At 42.9% G+C, this 16566-nt stretch carries 13 protein-coding genes; 3 read left to right on the top strand and 10 right to left on the bottom strand.

Annotated elements, in window-relative coordinates:
• Positions 1 to 135: 135 nt before the first annotated feature.
• A complete protein-coding gene (locus FTT85_RS00625) occupies positions 136 to 1596 on the bottom strand; it encodes an ATP-binding protein (protein ID WP_111885830.1) in 1461 nt (486 codons plus the stop codon).
• A 285-nt stretch (positions 1597 to 1881) separates the two neighbouring features.
• Entirely contained in the window at positions 1882 to 2646 is a 765-nt protein-coding gene (ompR, locus tag FTT85_RS00630; RefSeq protein WP_078189809.1) for a two-component system response regulator OmpR, read from the bottom strand.
• A gap of 335 nt (positions 2647 to 2981) precedes the next feature.
• On the opposite strand from ompR, the gene FTT85_RS00635 reads away from it, so the two are divergent.
• Complete coding sequence (locus FTT85_RS00635) at positions 2982 to 5342, top strand: Tex family protein (RefSeq protein WP_180182586.1); 2361 nt, start codon at positions 2982 to 2984, stop codon at positions 5340 to 5342.
• 247 nt (positions 5343 to 5589) lie between these two features.
• Complete coding sequence (locus tag FTT85_RS00640; RefSeq protein ID WP_180182587.1) at positions 5590 to 7770, top strand: SulP family inorganic anion transporter; 2181 nt, start codon at positions 5590 to 5592, stop codon at positions 7768 to 7770.
• A 70-nt stretch (positions 7771 to 7840) separates the two neighbouring features.
• Here FTT85_RS00640 and FTT85_RS00645 read toward each other — a convergent pair whose 3' ends face one another.
• The 7 genes from FTT85_RS00645 to FTT85_RS00675 form a co-directional block, all read right to left on the bottom strand.
• Positions 7841 to 8155, bottom strand: coding sequence for a hypothetical protein (locus FTT85_RS00645; protein ID WP_078189807.1), 315 nt, complete (start codon positions 8153 to 8155; stop codon positions 7841 to 7843).
• Between the two features lie 72 nt (positions 8156 to 8227).
• Positions 8228 to 9307, bottom strand: a complete 1080-nt coding sequence (locus FTT85_RS00650) for a patatin-like phospholipase family protein (protein ID WP_180182588.1) — start codon at positions 9305 to 9307, stop codon at positions 8228 to 8230.
• A gap of 106 nt (positions 9308 to 9413) precedes the next feature.
• Complete coding sequence (locus FTT85_RS00655) at positions 9414 to 9821, bottom strand: hypothetical protein (RefSeq protein ID WP_180182589.1); 408 nt, start codon at positions 9819 to 9821, stop codon at positions 9414 to 9416.
• 105 nt (positions 9822 to 9926) lie between these two features.
• Positions 9927 to 11546, bottom strand: a complete 1620-nt coding sequence (locus FTT85_RS00660) for an AarF/ABC1/UbiB kinase family protein (RefSeq protein WP_180123782.1) — start codon at positions 11544 to 11546, stop codon at positions 9927 to 9929.
• Positions 11547 to 11564: 18 nt separating this feature from the next.
• On the bottom strand, positions 11565 to 12233 hold the full coding sequence (locus FTT85_RS00665; RefSeq protein ID WP_180182590.1) for an SCP2 domain-containing protein: 669 nt from the start codon (positions 12231 to 12233) through the stop codon (positions 11565 to 11567).
• Positions 12234 to 12249: 16 nt separating this feature from the next.
• The gene (gene ubiE, locus FTT85_RS00670) at positions 12250 to 13194 is read right to left on the bottom strand and encodes a bifunctional demethylmenaquinone methyltransferase/2-methoxy-6-polyprenyl-1,4-benzoquinol methylase UbiE (protein WP_078189802.1); all 945 of its coding nucleotides are present in this window, start codon (positions 13192 to 13194) and stop codon (positions 12250 to 12252) included.
• A 225-nt stretch (positions 13195 to 13419) separates the two neighbouring features.
• On the bottom strand, positions 13420 to 14133 hold the full coding sequence (locus FTT85_RS00675; RefSeq protein ID WP_180026789.1) for a hypothetical protein: 714 nt from the start codon (positions 14131 to 14133) through the stop codon (positions 13420 to 13422).
• Positions 14134 to 14338: 205 nt separating this feature from the next.
• Here FTT85_RS00675 and FTT85_RS00680 point away from each other — a divergent pair, with 205 nt between their 5' ends.
• On the top strand, positions 14339 to 15757 hold the full coding sequence (locus tag FTT85_RS00680; RefSeq protein WP_180007071.1) for a phosphate--AMP phosphotransferase: 1419 nt from the start codon (positions 14339 to 14341) through the stop codon (positions 15755 to 15757).
• A 138-nt stretch (positions 15758 to 15895) separates the two neighbouring features.
• On the opposite strand, the gene FTT85_RS00685 is transcribed toward FTT85_RS00680, so the two are convergent.
• On the bottom strand, positions 15896 to 16417 hold the full coding sequence (locus FTT85_RS00685; RefSeq protein WP_180024754.1) for a hypothetical protein: 522 nt from the start codon (positions 16415 to 16417) through the stop codon (positions 15896 to 15898).
• Positions 16418 to 16566 lie beyond the last annotated feature (149 nt).

Below are 16566 nucleotides of genomic sequence, written 5' to 3' on the forward strand. Positions count from 1 at the left end.
TAGGCTAAGGTCTAATTTTTTGAAAAAATGTGGGTATAAGATTTTATTATGTTTTTTAAATCACTGAATAATAAAGTTAAAAATATCAATGGTTAAAGCTTAAACAAAACTGTTCGTTGCTTTTTTGAACGCTTGTTAAAAGCGTTCAGTTAAACTTTGCTTAATTTTTTCCAATGGACTGTTGTTTAATATTTCATCATTTTCGAGTTTTTGCAGTGGTAAAGAAATGATCGCTTCGAGTCCACCTTCTGCTCGATTGTGAATTGAAAGTTGACCTTCGTGAATATCCACAATACGTTTTACAATGGCTAAACCGAGTCCACTGCCTTGAATGGTACGTGCATCATTACCACGTACAAAAGGTTGCATCAGGTCTTCAATTTGGTCTTCAGGAATCCCTTCGCCATTATCGGCAACGCGAATTTGAATATGGTCACCTTCATATTCGGTAGACAGTTCAATCGGCTCGGCACCATAGCGTTTTGAGTTATTGATTAAGTTGCCTATTAATCGTTTTAAGGACAGGCTACGTGCTTGAATAATCGGTAAGTCTTGAGGTTCAAAGCGAATATCTAAAGGTTTAAATTGAATCACTAATTCCTGCAATAGCGCATTTAAATCAGTATCTTGTGGTACTTCATCTGAACCATCTCGCATATACGAAATGAACTGATTCAGAATCGCATCCATATCTTCAACATCATAGATCAGACCTTCTTTTAAAAAGTCATCATCAGGCATCATTTCTGCGCTGAGTCGAATACGGGTCAGCGGAGTACGCAAATCGTGGGAAATACCGGCCAACATGATACGACGATCACGTTCAGTTTGTTCCAGCGTGTAGACCATGTGGTTAAAGGCTTGGTTTACTTCACGAATTTCTTGCGGCCCATGGTTGGTTTCCAAATAGGGGGCAGTGCCGTGTTTACTATAGTTGTTTGCCGCATCTTGTAAACGTTTTAGTGGACGGTTGAGCTGACGAACCAAGGTTAAGATAATGATGCCGGCAATCAGCGGAATACCCAATAACCAACCTAAAATCAGCTCTGCGCTATAGTTGGCATAGGTTTTTAAAGGCTCGCGAACCCAGTTGCCATTCATTTCTGGAGTTTGAATCCAGATGCGTGGGTCAGGTTTAAATTGGAAATACACGGTCGCATTATCAATGCGCATTTCTTTGGCCAGTTTCTTTTCAATTTGATTGGTAAAGAACTCTGCAATCACTTTGTCTTTGACATTAGGGAATTCTTTCGGATCGGTCACATATTCGATCCCGACACGGTTGCGCATCCAGTCGTCGACATCTACTTCGGCATTGTTATGAAAAATCCGTAAATCAGGATTGTTAATGATTTCAAGTTCGACCGCGAGGTAACGAGCATGTTGTTGAATTTCGGGTAAATAGAGTGTGCGCCAAAAGAACCATAAGGACATAAACAGGCTAAAAAACACCACAAATAAGACCAATACGGTGGTCCGCATGGCTGCAGAGCGGGGTTTGATTTTATCGAGGAAGCGTTCCCAAGGTGTCCGTTTTTTTTCGGAGTAGGTAACGTAGTCGGTAAATTCCTGTGGGTCGATGGGTTCGAGTTTCACGCTATATCCCTAGAGTAAATTTTAGAGTGTGATATCAATTAACCCTGTTGGATACGCGTTCAGGTCATACACAACTGTTCGAGGCAGGAAGCATGGAATAGATTATGTTTCTGCGATGATTCTGATATGAAGCAGAAATGAGACGAGTTTTGCGTATGACAATGGTTTTGCTTACTTTTGCCGAAACAAAAGTAAGGCGAACCGCAGGTTATTGGATAAATTTAATGTTCAATGAAAAGACTCCGCCTAATGAACGGCGGAATTTTTTATTACTATTTATTTGGATTATTCAGCACCATCTGGAACAAAGACATAACCTACGCCCCAAACGGTTTGAATATAGCGCGCACGTGCCGGGTTTTCTTCAACCAAACGACGCAGGCGAGAAACTTGAACGTCAATTGAACGCTCCATAGCACCCCATTCACGACCACGAGCAAGATTCATTAACTTGTCGCGTGTCAGTGGCTCACGTGGGTGTTGAACTAATGCTTTGAGTACGGCAAATTCACCCGTTGTTAATGTGACGACTTGACCTTCACGGGTTAATGTACGAGTAGACAGGTCGAGTGACCACGGACCAAAAGACACCACTTCCATTTGTTGACTTGGTGCGCCCGGAACTTCACGCACTTGGCGACGTAGTACCGCACGAATACGTGCTAATAGCTCATTCGGGTTAAATGGTTTTGGTAAGTAGTCATCTGCACCAGCTTCAAGTCCAGCAATACGGTCTGAATCGCTACCACGAGCGGTCAGCATAATGATCGGGGTGTCGATGCTAGATTGGCGCAGACGGCGGCAAATACTCAAGCCATCTTCAACAGGCAACATAAAGTCGAGCACAATCAGGGAAAAGAGTTCCCGCTGCAACAGACGATCCATCTGAGTCGCATCATGTGCGGTTTTGACCACAAAACCTTTATCTTCTAGGAAGCGTTGTAAGAGGGTGCGTAGACGCACATCATCATCGACAACCAGAATGCGTTCGACTCGGTCGGTTTCGGCTTGTACGGCATCTGTTTTTTCAGCAGGTACAACTAAACTCATGACGTGCTCCTTATTCTTTATTGTCATCGTAAACAAAAAGTCGATTTCACTTGAGTATACGATTCATTTATATAAATTTACTATGCTCTAAAGCAACAAATATTGCAGTTAAAATCAAGACATAGATACCAAATGTATACATGTTGTTCGAATCAGTTTGCTTGTCTAAGTCTCGCTAATTTGCTGTTTCATAGTCAGTTTCGTAAAAAAATGTGTATTTGAGATGAATTGGCATTAAAAACCACGAATAAATTTATAAAAACAATTGTGGATTTTATGGTCTTGGTCTTTATAATCATGGCTTTTAGAACTTATCCTTGCAGGGATCTAATACGATGACTGACTTAGTTCAGCAGTTGGCAAAAGAAATTGCCGTACGTCCAAATCAAATTGAAGCTGCCATCAAGCTCATTGATGAAGGTGCCAGTGTTCCATTTATCGCACGTTACCGTAAAGAAGTGACGCAAGGTCTGGACGATACTCAATTACGTCAGCTCGATACACGTCTGACTTACCTGCGTGATTTATTTGAGCGCCGTGAAAAGGTAATCGAATCTCTAAAAGAACAAAACAAGTTATCTGATGACTTACTTGCTCGCGTGAATGCAGCAGAAACTAAAAATGCTTTAGAAGAGATTTACGCGCCGTATCGTCCAAAACGTACCAGTAAATCATTTAAAGCAAAAGAAGCAGGTTTAGGCCCAATCGCTGAAAAAATCTTTAATGAAGCGATCGATCCTACGGAAGCTTTAGCTGGTTTTAGTCATGAAGATTATGCTGATGTTGAAAGTCAACTTGATGCGATTCAACACATTTTAATTGATGAATGGGCGCAAAATATTGCATTAACCACTGAGCTAAAAGCGACATTTGCGAAAACTGCAGTGTTGAAAAGTTTAGTTGCAAGTGATGAGAAAAAGGAAGTCGGTAAAAAATTCCGTGATTACTTTGATTTCTCTGAAAGCTTAAACAAAGTCCCTTCACACCGTTTACTGGCGATGCTCCGTGGCCGTCAAGAAAATGTCTTGGGCTTAAAAGTCGATGGTGAAGATGATGCACCATTGGCACGTATTGAAACTGAATACAATATAGAAACAGCTCAGCCACAAGCGCGTGCAGATTTTTTAAAACAAACTGCAAAATTGTTCTGGCTCGGTAAAGTTCGTCCTGCCATTGAACATTCATTATTGACTGAAAAACGTTTGGCTGCTGAAGCTGAAGCGATGGATGTATTTGCTGAAAACCTACGTCATTTATTACTTTCTGCACCAGCAGGCGCGCGTACCACTCTGGGTGTTGACCCTGGTATCCGTACGGGTGTGAAATTGGCTGTTGTCAATGCATCAGGTGATGTCCTTGCACATAGCACGATTTACCCATTTGCTCCGAAAGAAGACAAAGCTGGTTCAGTCGCTGAACTTGCACGTCTATGCCGCGAATTCAATGTTGAATTAATTGCGATTGGTAATGGTACTGCAAGCCGTGAAACTGAAGCGGTTGTGGCTGAAATGATGGCAGCAAATACAGACTTGAATTTGATTCGTGTGTCTGTCTCTGAAGCGGGTGCATCTGTTTATTCAGCATCTGAATTGGCATCTCAAGAATTGCCAGAGCTAGATGTATCTATTCGCGGTGCAGTGTCGATTGCTCGTCGTTTACAAGATCCATTGGCTGAACTTGTGAAGATTGATCCTAAATCGATTGGTGTGGGTCAATATCAACATGATGTGAACCAAACCGGTTTGGCAAAAACGCTAGAAGCGGTTGTGGAAGACTGTGTGAACTCAGTAGGTGTCGATGTCAACACAGCATCATCTGCTATTTTGGGTTATATCGCGGGTTTAAACAAATCGATTGCACAGCAAATCGTTGAATTCCGCAAAGAAAATGGTCGTTTTGATAACCGTCAAAGTTTGAAGAAAGTACCTCGTTTAGGCGAACGTACATTTGAACAAGCAGCAGGTTTCTTACGTATTCAAGATGGTTCTGAACCATTGGATGCATCTGCAGTTCACCCTGAATCTTATGGTTTAGTAGAAAAAATTGTGGCAGCGAAAGCAACCACAGTCAAAGATATTATTGGTAATACTGAAATTATTCGTCAGGTCGATGCAGCAGCATTTGTAAATGACCAATTTGGTTTACCAACAATTCAGGACGTTTTATCTGAACTTGAAAAACCAGGTCGTGATCCACGTCCAGAGTTCCGTACCGCAAAATTCCGTGAAGACATTACTGAAGTTGGTCAATTGACGGAAGGTTTACAGCTTGAAGGTGTGGTTACGAATGTGACTAACTTCGGTGCATTCGTGGATGTGGGTGTACACCAAGACGGTTTGGTACATATTTCTGAACTTGCAAATGAATTTGTTGCAGATCCGCACAAAGTCGTGAAACCAGGTCAAATTGTTCAAGTTCGTGTCTTGAATGTCGATGTTGAACGTAACCGCGTGAACTTATCCATGCGTGCAGAAGGTGCTGCTGCAGCGAAACCACAACGTCAACCACGTCGTGACAATACGCAGCAAGAACAACGAGGTGAGCGTAAGCCACATGCGAAACGTCCACAGCATGCCCGTCCGCAAGGCGACCGCCCACAAGGTCATAAAAAACCTCAAGCAGCGAAACCACAAGAAAATAAAATCGGTGGTTTAGGTGCGTTGTTATTACAAGCAGGGATTAAAGGTTCGAAGTAATCTTTAACTGTTAAAAAAACCTCCCATTTGGGAGGTTTTTTTATTTCTTTTAAGGCCTATCAAAGCTAAATGAGCTGAATCTTAAACTTCGCAATAAAGTGTAAAAATCACACAAATCACGTATCAAAACACACTATAGAATCGTTCGATTGTCAGACAATATAAGTCACGCCATAAAGTGGTCACAAACTTTAGGCTTTACATACTTACATCTAATTATTTGATATTTATTATAAACGGTAAAATGATGACATCTAAAATTGAACGACATCGATTTCATATTCACGACTTTTTATCTGGAACAGTGGTATTTCTCGTGGCTTTACCGCTATGCCTAGGCATTGCATTGGCTTCTGGCGCACCGATTCTCTCTGGCATTATTTCCGGCATTGTCGGTGGTATTTTAGTCGGAGCATTGAGTGGCTCACATATCAGTGTTGCAGGGCCAGCAGCAGGTTTAACAGCAGTCATTTTGGTACAGCTTGAACTACTCGGCGGCAACTATGCCGCCTTTTTATTGTGTATTGTTTTTGCCGGTATCTTACAGATTGGATTTGGCATATTTCGGCTCGGTTTCTTTGCCAACTTTATTCCAAACAATGTCATATTGGGTTTATTGGCAGCCATTGGGCTGATCTTGATTGGGAGTCAAATGCCTTATCTGTTTGGCTTGAACCAATTTTCATGGTCTGTGCTGTGGCAGTCACAGCCGCTCGATTTGCAATGGGATATCGGTGCTGTTTTGATCGGTATCGGTAGCCTTGTGCTGATGTTGCTTTGGGAGCAGAGCTCATGCAAAAAGTGGGTTCTGCCTTCAGCCTTGGTTGCTGTCGTTCTTGCTGCACTGTGCAATGCCGTGTTGGTGCTTAGTGGTTCGCCTTTGGCAGTTCATCCATCAAATCTCATCCAACTTCCAAATCTTTGGGATCAGCCACAAAATGTGATGATCTTTCCAGATTGGACCGCTTTAAATAATCCACTGATTTACACGGGTGCTATTACTTTGGCGGTTGTGGCGTCATTAGAAACTTTATTGAATTTAGAAGCAGCAGATAAATTGGATCCGCATAAGCGCTCTTCACCCCCGAACCGAGAGTTATGGGCGCAAGGCATCGGCAATGTCGTTTCGGGTGCTATAGGCGGAATGCCGCTGACGTCAGTAATTGTTCGTAGTTCGGTCAATGCCAGTGCTGGAGCTAAAAGTAAATGTTCTGCCATCTTTCATGGCGTGTTGCTCTTGTTTGCTGTGCTGTGTTTAGTGCCTTTGATGAACATGATTCCGCTTTCAGCATTAGCTGCAATTTTAATCCTCACAGGTTTTAAACTGACACATCCCAAATTGTTTAAACAGCTATATTTAAAAGGTTGGAAACAATTTATTCCTTTTATTATTACCTTATTGGCGATTTTATTCACAGACTTATTGCTCGGAATCTTGATTGGTTTAGCCAGTAGTGCGGCCTTCATTTTATACGCCAATTTTAATAAGGGGCTGAAGGTGTATAAAGAGCATCATTTACATGGGGTGATTACACGGATTGAATTGCCTTCACAAGTCAGTTTTCTCAACCGGTCGGCATTAATCTCGGCATTGGAACATATCCATCGCGGTGAACAAGTGGTGATTGATGCCACACATGTGAGTGATATGGATGCTGATATTTTCCAACTCATTCAAGAGTACCAACAGGAAAAGGCAGCACAGCGTAAAGTGCAAGTGCAGTTGATTGGTTTCAAGGCACACTATGCCGATGCGCAGGAGGCGGCATTAGATATAGATATCAGCACCGCAGCTTTACAGCAACGTTTGACGCCAGAGGCTGTGCTCGCTTTGCTCAAAGCAGGCAATGAACGTTTTGTACAAAATGAGCGTTTGCAACGAGATATCTATCGTCAACTGCGGGTGACCGCAGAAGAAGGGCAGCATCCGATTGCGGCAGTGTTAGGTTGTATGGATTCTCGTGCGCCGACTGAAATGATTTTTGATGTTGGAATTGGCGATTTATTTAGTTTACGTATAGCGGGGAATGTCGCGGGGCAAAAAGTTTTGGGTTCATTGGAATTTGCCTGCGAAGCCAAAGGCGCCAAAGTGATCGTAGTGCTTGGTCATACGGACTGTGGTGCGGTTAGTAGTGCTTGTCAGTTGCATTTAGCCGGTCAATCGATTCAGAGCCTGACGCGTATGCCACATATTCAATATGTGCTGGGGCCGCTCAATGAGTCTGTGACTCGTGTTGCAGAATTGATGCAACCACAAACGCTGAGTCCGGCATTTTTAGAGCAAGTGACGCAAATGAATGTGCATTACAACATCCGCTATATTTTGCAAAATAGTGAAGTGCTACAGCAGTTGGTGCAAGAAGGCAAAGTAGCGATCGTTGGTGCGGTGTATGATGTAAAAACTGGACGGGTTAATTTCTTCGGATAAATAAAATCCGATGACATAAAAAAGGATCATCATGAACACATGATGATCCTTTTTATTGAACTAAAATACATTAGCGAATCATTGGAACGATCCAACTGGTAATGATCAGCAAAATACCGAAATGTCCCAATTTACGGGTCACATATACCAATTTTGACGGCTTTTGTTCCAATTGTTTCGCATAGTCTTCGATGCTAATGCCTTGTTTTGCATTACTGGTAAATAAAAACACCGCCAAATCGATACAAATTAAAATCGTACCAACATCTGCCACCACTTCCATTAAATCGTATTGGCCGCTGATCAAGGCGGTTGACACTTGATAAACAAGGAAAAGTGCAAAAGCGATGCAGGCATACTGCAAAACAGTTAAAAATATCCGCATAAATCTATACTAAATAAGCTCAAAATTTTGAAACAGGATTATAGCGTCCCTCGCAAGAGATTACTGTAACGCTTAGAGTGCTTGCATGACTGCTGGGAAATGTTGCTTTTCAACCAACTCCAAAAACTCATCGCCCATACGCTGACTTTCTGCCACACATTGGTTCCACATTTTAATGCGTTGTTGGTTGTCTAAGCCTTTGAGGGTAAAGTCTTTACGATCAGGCAGTCGGCCAAGCGGCAAGCTTGCAAGGTATTCTTGTGAAGGTGACAGCAACAGGGTACGTGCCTGATTTTCAGGATTGGCTTGGCGTTTAAATAATTTATCAAACCAACCTGGGGTGATGCTATCCGTGAAATGCGGATACAGCACGATGCCCTGACTTTGGAAGGGCAGGTCAATGTGATAGTCAATCAGGCCGCCATCGCGGTAACTGCCTTGTGGCGCATCAGGGATATCACGTATCGCGGCCATGACACCGGGAATAGATGCAGAAGCCATAAGCCACGGCATGACACTGTCTTGAGTCAATGCATGGTAATGCGTGGTAAAGCCATCATCCGCCACGGTAAATTGATGACCTGACACAGGCTGACTAATTACACGCTGCATGAAATAACGACTGTGTTTACGTGCGAGCGCTGTCGTTCCCACGATTCCTGCGACAGAGGCTAATAGCGGCAGAGCTTTATCACTTTGGAAAATATGCTGAGCTTTGACTGAAAGCACAGTGAGGTGATAATCCGGGTGATTAACCAGTGCCGCTTCTTGACCTTGAATCAAATCGATCAGCATGCCACGACACACATCGCTGACTTCTTGACGGCTCATCTTTTTATGAAAGCTCAGATTGGTATACAGCTCAGAGAGGCGTTTCGTCCCTTCAATGGCTCCCCAAGCAGCAATACTGGCAAAGCGCCAACTGCCAATCGATGAACCAATTAAAGTACGCTTTTGTTGCGCACGTGGCAAAAAGTCAGCAAAAATCGCCTGATCTAAACCTTGAATACCAATGCCTTTCGGGCCACCAGCAGCACCGGGCAGGATATCCACTTGAGCAGCGTTTAAACCTTCTTGTTCAAGCAGTTGGCGTGCTAAATGGCCAGCACGGATATTGAGCGCAGGCGGTCTTTTTTGCAAAATTTGAGTCATGGTAGTCGCTTAAAATACAGTCGTAGAATTATTCTAGTGCGTTTTTGCACAGACCCAATGGCTGAAACTTCCGACAAATGACTTCTCAGTCATATCAGGGTATCGCTCATGAGTGTTGTAATAATTGTTCATTATGCCGATGCAATCGAAACAAACTGAGGCAGACGATTGCCCATGTCGCCATTGGAAAGACCGCCCAAGCAAATAGGTTAATGATAAAAATCACGGCCCCAGCTAATAACCAATAATTTAACCCGGCCATCAGTTTTTGCTGTGGCAAACAAAGCAGGAATATACAGGGAAGTGCATTAAAGAGAATGATCCACCAAAATGCAGCGCTATGCTGCATCCGATACATGGTGGTGTTGGCTGTCGGTTGCCAGTTCAGAAAAGATAAGTGCAAATTCAATTGAACCAACACATCGAGCAGAGTCGAAAAACTATATAGCAAGGCCGTTGCACATGCTCGGAGTGGATTTCGACCATACAGTACCCCTAAATAACTGTATGACATGGCGTTCAGCCTTATTTAAATTTTTTGTTTTTATAGCTTTAAGCCCTTTATTGTTAAAAGGCTTAAAGGAGTTATGGATACATCAAGATTATTTAAATACAAAGATTATTTAAACACACGCCAAATGGCAAGTAAGCTTGAAAGTGCAATTAATACGATGGAAACATACCATGGCGCAATTATCGCGATGGAGAGGAAGATGGCCATAATACTGCCAAAAACCCAACTACGTTTTTGCTGATGTTCCATTTGCAAGCGCATGCTTTGCAGTTCATTCAGTTGTTTGGCATGCCAAGCCGACTGATTTTTTAAACCATTCAGGCTGTCGATCATCAGCGTTGGTAAATCTTGCGCACCTAAAAGTAAGTCTGGAATTTTTTGCCCGAGTTCTTTTAAGTTTTTCTGCGGATTCATTTGCGCTTTAATCCAATCGGTGAGGATTGGTTTTGCCAAACTCCAAATATCCAATTCAGGATAGAGATCAGTTCCTAAACCTTCAACATGGACCAAGGTCTTGAGCAGCAACATCAATTGTGGCGGAATCTCTAAATGGAAACGACGCGCAATATCCATCACTTGAATCAGGATGCCGGCGAAGTCCAATTCATGCATTGGTTTAGAGACCATTGGGCCAACAGTGCGACGCATTTCACGCGCCAAAGCATCTTGGTCTGTGCCCGGTGGAATCCAGCCCGCTTGGTGCACAATCTGAATCAGCTGCATAAAGTCGCTGTTCATAACCGCAAGCAGCATGCGTGCTACGGTCATTTGGTCGTGCTTTGAAAGCTCACCCATAATCGCGCAGTCCAGTGCAATAAAGCGTGGATTGCTTGGATTAATGGTTTCGACGAAGACATTCCCCGGATGCATGTCTGCATGGAAGAAGTTGTCGCGGAACACTTGGGTAAAGAAAATGGTGAGCCCTTTTTCGGCTAAATCTTTACGATCCATGCCCAAGCGATCAAAGGTCGCAATATCTGAAATTGGTACACCCGTAATACGCTCTTCGACCATCACATCACGGCTGTCCATATAGACTTCAGGCACGTACATCATGCTTGAACCGGTGAAGTAATGACGCATACGACGCGTGTTATCCGCTTCTAAAGTCAAATCCAATTCATTGAGAATAATTTGACGGTAGTCTTGAATAATTTCAGACAGATGCAGGGCACGAGCGGCTTCTAGGCGTTTTTCAAGGAACTGACCAAGCCACTCTAATATTTCAAAATCATGCAGAATTTGATTGCGAATATTCGGGCGAGTCACTTTCACTACGACTTCGCGACCATCATGCAGTGCAGCAGTATGCACTTGTGCGATAGATGCTGCGGCTAAAGGCTGCTCGTCAAAGCGTGCAAATAAGGTATTAACATCGGCTTTGAGTGATTCCTGAATGCGCATTTTGGCAACGTCATTTGAAAAAGGTTTTACACGGTCTTGTAAAAGCACCAATTGCTGTAAAACTTCAGGTGGAATCAAGTCACGACGGGTAGACAGTAATTGACCGAGTTTAATGGCCAAAGGTCCCATATCTTCTAAAGCTTGTTTTAGCTTCAGTGGATTTTTACGTTCTTTGCTTAAACGTGCTGCAGGATGTATACGAATGAGAGAAAGAATATGACGGGCTTTTTCCGGTAATTCTTCCGCAGGAAACAACGTGTCGAGTCTATAGTGCGCAGCGATGCGCCAAAGGTCGAGTAAACGTGAAACGTGCGGAATCATATGTGCAATTACCTAGTCTTAAGTGTTGTCTTGTAATGAGTCAATTTGGCTATGCAGCTGCTGAATTTTTGCTTCTGCACGGTCCAGATTTTGATTCAAAATTCGGGTGTCTTGATTCAGGTCATCCATTTGCCAGCGTGGGGCAAGCAAGCCTGAATCTTCTTTTAACGCGTCTTCAGCAAAGAACAAATGGCTTTGTAAAGTACGTTTGAGATGTTTGGGTGCAAGTTGTAACTTACCAATTTCATGCGCAAGGCTTGGACCAATCCAAGGGCTTAGATGCGAAGCTAAATCAGGCTCAGCTTGCTGCATAATGCGCTGGATATCCTGCAATAAGTGATAATCACCTTGCAATGGAATATTGCCGACATCTTCAGCCAACAGCAGTTTGAGGAGCTCGACGACCGTTTTGACATGTAAGGTCGCCGTTGCTTCAGTTATGTTTGACTGCTGCTCGAAAGGGCGTTGCTCAAAGATGGATGCGGTTTCAGTATGTCCTGTTGGCATTGGTTCTAAGCGAACTTTCTGATCGTCAAAAAACACATCCACCGACAACTGTGGTGAGTCGATCACCACACGAAGCATTTTGCCTTGCAATTCATTCAGTTGGATGCGGGTAATCGCATCCAAATCAATGACATGATGAATTAAGCGTTCAACTGCACCAAGTGCGAGAATCGACCACATAGTTCAGCCTGCAGTATTAAAGTTTGAAACCACGGTGTACAGCCACGATACCACCCGTTAAGTTGTGGTAATCACAGTTTTGGAAGCCCGCATTTTCCATCATACCTTTAAGAGTACGTTGGTCTGGGTGCATACGAATTGATTCTGCAAGGTATTTATAGCTTTCAGAGTCATTCGCTACGATTTTACCCATGATCGGTAATGCAGTGAATGAGTACAAGTCATACAGTTTTGAGAAAGGTTCAAATACCGGTTTAGAGAATTCTAAAATCAGTAAACGACCACCTGGCTTAAGTACGCGGTACATGGCAGCTAGTGCAGCATCTTTGTCAGTCACGTTGCGTAGACCAAATGAAATGGTCAATAGGTCAAAACTGTTGTCTGCAAAAGGTTCTAAAGTTTCAGCATTGGCCAAAACGAAATCGACATTGGTACAACCAGCATCAATGAGGCGGTCACGACCGACATTGAGCATCGATTCATTAATGTCTGAAAGCACCACATGACCTGTCGGGCCAACTTCACGGCTAAATACTTTGGCAAGGTCACCAGTACCGCCTGCAATATCTAGGACGTGCTGACCGCGACGTACACCAGACATGTTAATGGCAAAACGTTTCCATAGACGGTGAATACCAAATGACATTAAGTCATTCATGATGTCGTATTTTGCAGCCACTGAGTGGAAAACTTCCGCTACTTTTTGTGCTTTATCTTCGCTGCTCACAGTTTGATAACCAAAGTGCGTGGTTGCCCCAACGTTACCAGTATTCGCGCCACGTGGCAGATTATATTTGGGTACTGAACCTGTCACAGGTGTGTCGGTCAGACGTTGTTCTAAAGATTGTTGCTGACCTTGCGCTGTCCCTTGTGGTAAAGGCTCAGTTAAGAATGGACTCACTTTGTCTGTATTTTGTGCCGACTCAGGTGTAGGGGCAGGCGTTTGATTCTCGTTAGACATTAGAGTCACTCCTAACTTATAAATAGGGTTAATGTTGCTTTGCAAGCATGATGACAGATTCTCTGTTGTTATACAGCAGTCATTTGCATTTGTTGTGAATAATATACAGAAAAAATAAGGGTCTGCTGTAATTGCTTTGCAAATCCCCTATAAAAAATCTGAATTCAGTCTTGCAAGCCCAGTTTGTTTTATATCAAACATGGGCTTTGTGGGATGTGAGTTTTGTTAAGCCGCAGGCTGAAACGGGTTCGGGTCACCGGCATGTACACGGTCAACGATTTGGCGTTCTACAGCGGTAAATTCGCGGACAAATTTTTCTGCTGACTTGAGCGGTTTCATCGCCAAGAAGCCATCTTGCATAAAGTCGTACATCACTTCGAAGTTGTATTTGTTTGCTGCGCCCTTACACATTTTAAAGGCGGTATAGACCATAAACGAGCGCATATATTTATCTAAATTACGACCTAAATCGTCTAACAGTTGCAGTTGCAACATGCGGTCTTTGCCCTGATCGAGCTTGAGATAGGTCTGGCGCATCATTTCATCGGTCAGGGTTGGATTATTTGGATAATCTTCCAGTAATTGAATGGCCACTTGTTCGTCAAGCTGTACGGCCAATATCGCAAGTTGTACGCCCGAAGTGCCGGTCTTAATGGCATTGTCTGGAATTAGTTTTTCTGCTTTATGCGCATAGCGGGTGAGACGTGCAATTTGTGCAGCTAATGCATCAAAATCAGGACCACCATATAAACGGTTAATAAAATATTCAGACATCAGTACATTGTGTTTTTCAGCAAATTGCACAGCATGCGTACGTTGCATGCGCTGTTTTTGCCACTGCTGGACATCTTGTAAACGCTGTAAAATTTCTGGCTTTTTGTGGTAATTCAACTGGTAATACAGTTCAAGTAAATCATCTAATACCGCAAGTTTGGACATTGAGTGTCTCAATTATTTTTTAGATGTTTGAATCTTAGTGGGTGTTGGAGCTTAGGGCTATGACAAAGTGACGAAATTACAGGTCAATCTGAGTCAGTTTGTTGCAGAAACGGTCATATTTTGCATTTCAGCACATACATGAAAGCATTGTTGTGTGATGAACGGCATGGTTATACTCAAAACAGAATAAAACCAAGGGTCCGCCATGAGCTTAAAAGAAACAGAATTTCAATTGATGGATGAAGAACAACTCTCGGTTGAGCTGATTGAAGCGCAGTATCAACTGAAAAATACCAGCCGTCAGCCCAATGCCAAAAGCATGTTGATTTTAGTGAGTGGAATCGAGCTTGCGGGTAAGGGAGAGGCTGTCAAACAGCTCCGCGAATGGGTCGATCCACGCTACTTAAGGGTGAAAGCGGATGCCCCGATCATGTTTAATCAAAAACAAACGTTTTGGCAGTCTTATGCACGGTTTATTCCTGCCGAAGGGCAAATCATGGTGATGTTTGGAAACTGGTACAGTGATTTGCTCAGTACCGCCATGCATGTGTCGAAGCCTTTGGATGAAACCTTATTTGATGAATATGTCGAGAACATGCGAGCCTATGAACAAGACCTAAAAAATAATCATGTCGATGTGATTAAGGTCTGGTTCGATTTATCTTGGAAATCCTTACAAAAGCGCTTGGATGAAATGGACCCGAGTGAAGCGCGTTGGCATAAATTGCATGGTTTAGATTGGCGCAATAAAAAACAATATGACAACCTACAACGTTTACGTCAGCGTTTTAGTCATGACTGGGTCATCATCGACTGTGAAGATGAGCAAGTCCGTGATCAACAATTTGCACAGCATATTTTACGCACTTTAAAACATTGTCCAGCACATGAAACCAAAGCGGTGGGGCGCTGGAAACAAGCCAAAACACCACAGGCGTTATTGGAACCCAGCACTGTCGTGGCTGATGAGGCTGATTATAAAAAAGAATTAAAAAAATTAAGCCGCAAGGTGGCTGAAGCTTTACGTTTTGATTCACGCAATGTGGTGATCGTCTTTGAAGGAATGGATGCCGCAGGAAAGGGCGGGGCAATTAAACGCATCGTCAAAAAGTTGGACCCACGCGAATATGAAATTCATACCATTGCAGCACCCGAAAAATATGAGCTACGCCGTCCATACTTATGGCGCTTTTGGAATAAAATTCTCCCTGAAGAAAAGATCACGATTTTTGACCGCAGTTGGTATGGTCGCGTTTTGGTTGAGAGAATTGAAGGCTTTGCCAATACGGTTGAATGGCAGAGAGCCTATGATGAAATCAACCGTTTTGAAAAGGACTTATATGACAGTCAAACGGTTGTCATCAAGTTCTGGTTAGCCATTGGAAAGGATGAGCAAGCTGCACGGTTTAAAGCCCGAGAAGAAACCGCGCATAAGCGTTTTAAAATTACTCCAGATGACTGGCGGAATCGTGACCGTTGGGATGATTATCTCAAAGCTGCCGCAGATATGTTGCAACGCACGGATACAGAATATGCGCCGTGGCATGTGATCGCCACCAATGACAAGCACAGTGCGCGCTTACAAGTGCTAGAGACGATCTTGGCGCAATTGAAAGCAGATTAAATGCATGAAAAAAGCCACGATATTCGTGGCTTTTTTCATTTTCAAAACTAGCTCATTTTCAGATTTACTTCATCTTTAGATCTATGGTTTAGATCACTTTGATTATTAAATCTTATAGATTTGCTAGACATCGCTCCGTTAACCATTGTTCGGCGTTGGGACAGGTTGGTTCGGAAATTTCTGTTGAATACGTTTCGCTAATTGGTAGCTTTCTTCCACATGGGTTTCAGCGACTTTTTTCATTACGATATAACCCAAACTGGCTGCTACCAATTGCCCACCTAGTGGAATAAATTTGGTCACTTGTTTGGTAATATATTTTGCTGCAATGTTATTCAGCGATTTTTTCATCGCGGTTCGTGCAACCACTAAGCCTGAAAATTCGACACCACGTTTACGCAGTTCCGTCCAATGAATCTGTTTGGTTTTCGGGTCATACACACTAATTTGATCTGGCGCTAAACCAAAACGCGCATTAATTTCTGGAATGAGCTGTGACAAAATTCCGACGTCAATCACCACATCCAAAAATGGCACAGGAATAATGGCTGCACCTGCTGAAAAATAAGCACGTTTTTTCACAAGCTCTAAGCATTCAGCGCGAATAATGTCCAGATTTAAGTTAGGGTCGATGGAATCAGGAATGTTATCAATTTTCATAAGCAGATACCCTTGATACTGGATTGGTTTTTTTCTCATAAAATATCATTAAGATACTTGTTTAAAAGCATTTTTTGCAATCTATTCTCTTGTCAAAGTCGCATAGACAGCCCAAGATGTATAGTAAATAATCATTGTTGTTTTGTAGT

The organism is Acinetobacter sp. YH01020 (genome assembly GCF_013420275.1).
GTDB classification, from domain to species: Bacteria; Pseudomonadota; Gammaproteobacteria; order Pseudomonadales; family Moraxellaceae; genus Acinetobacter; species Acinetobacter amyesii.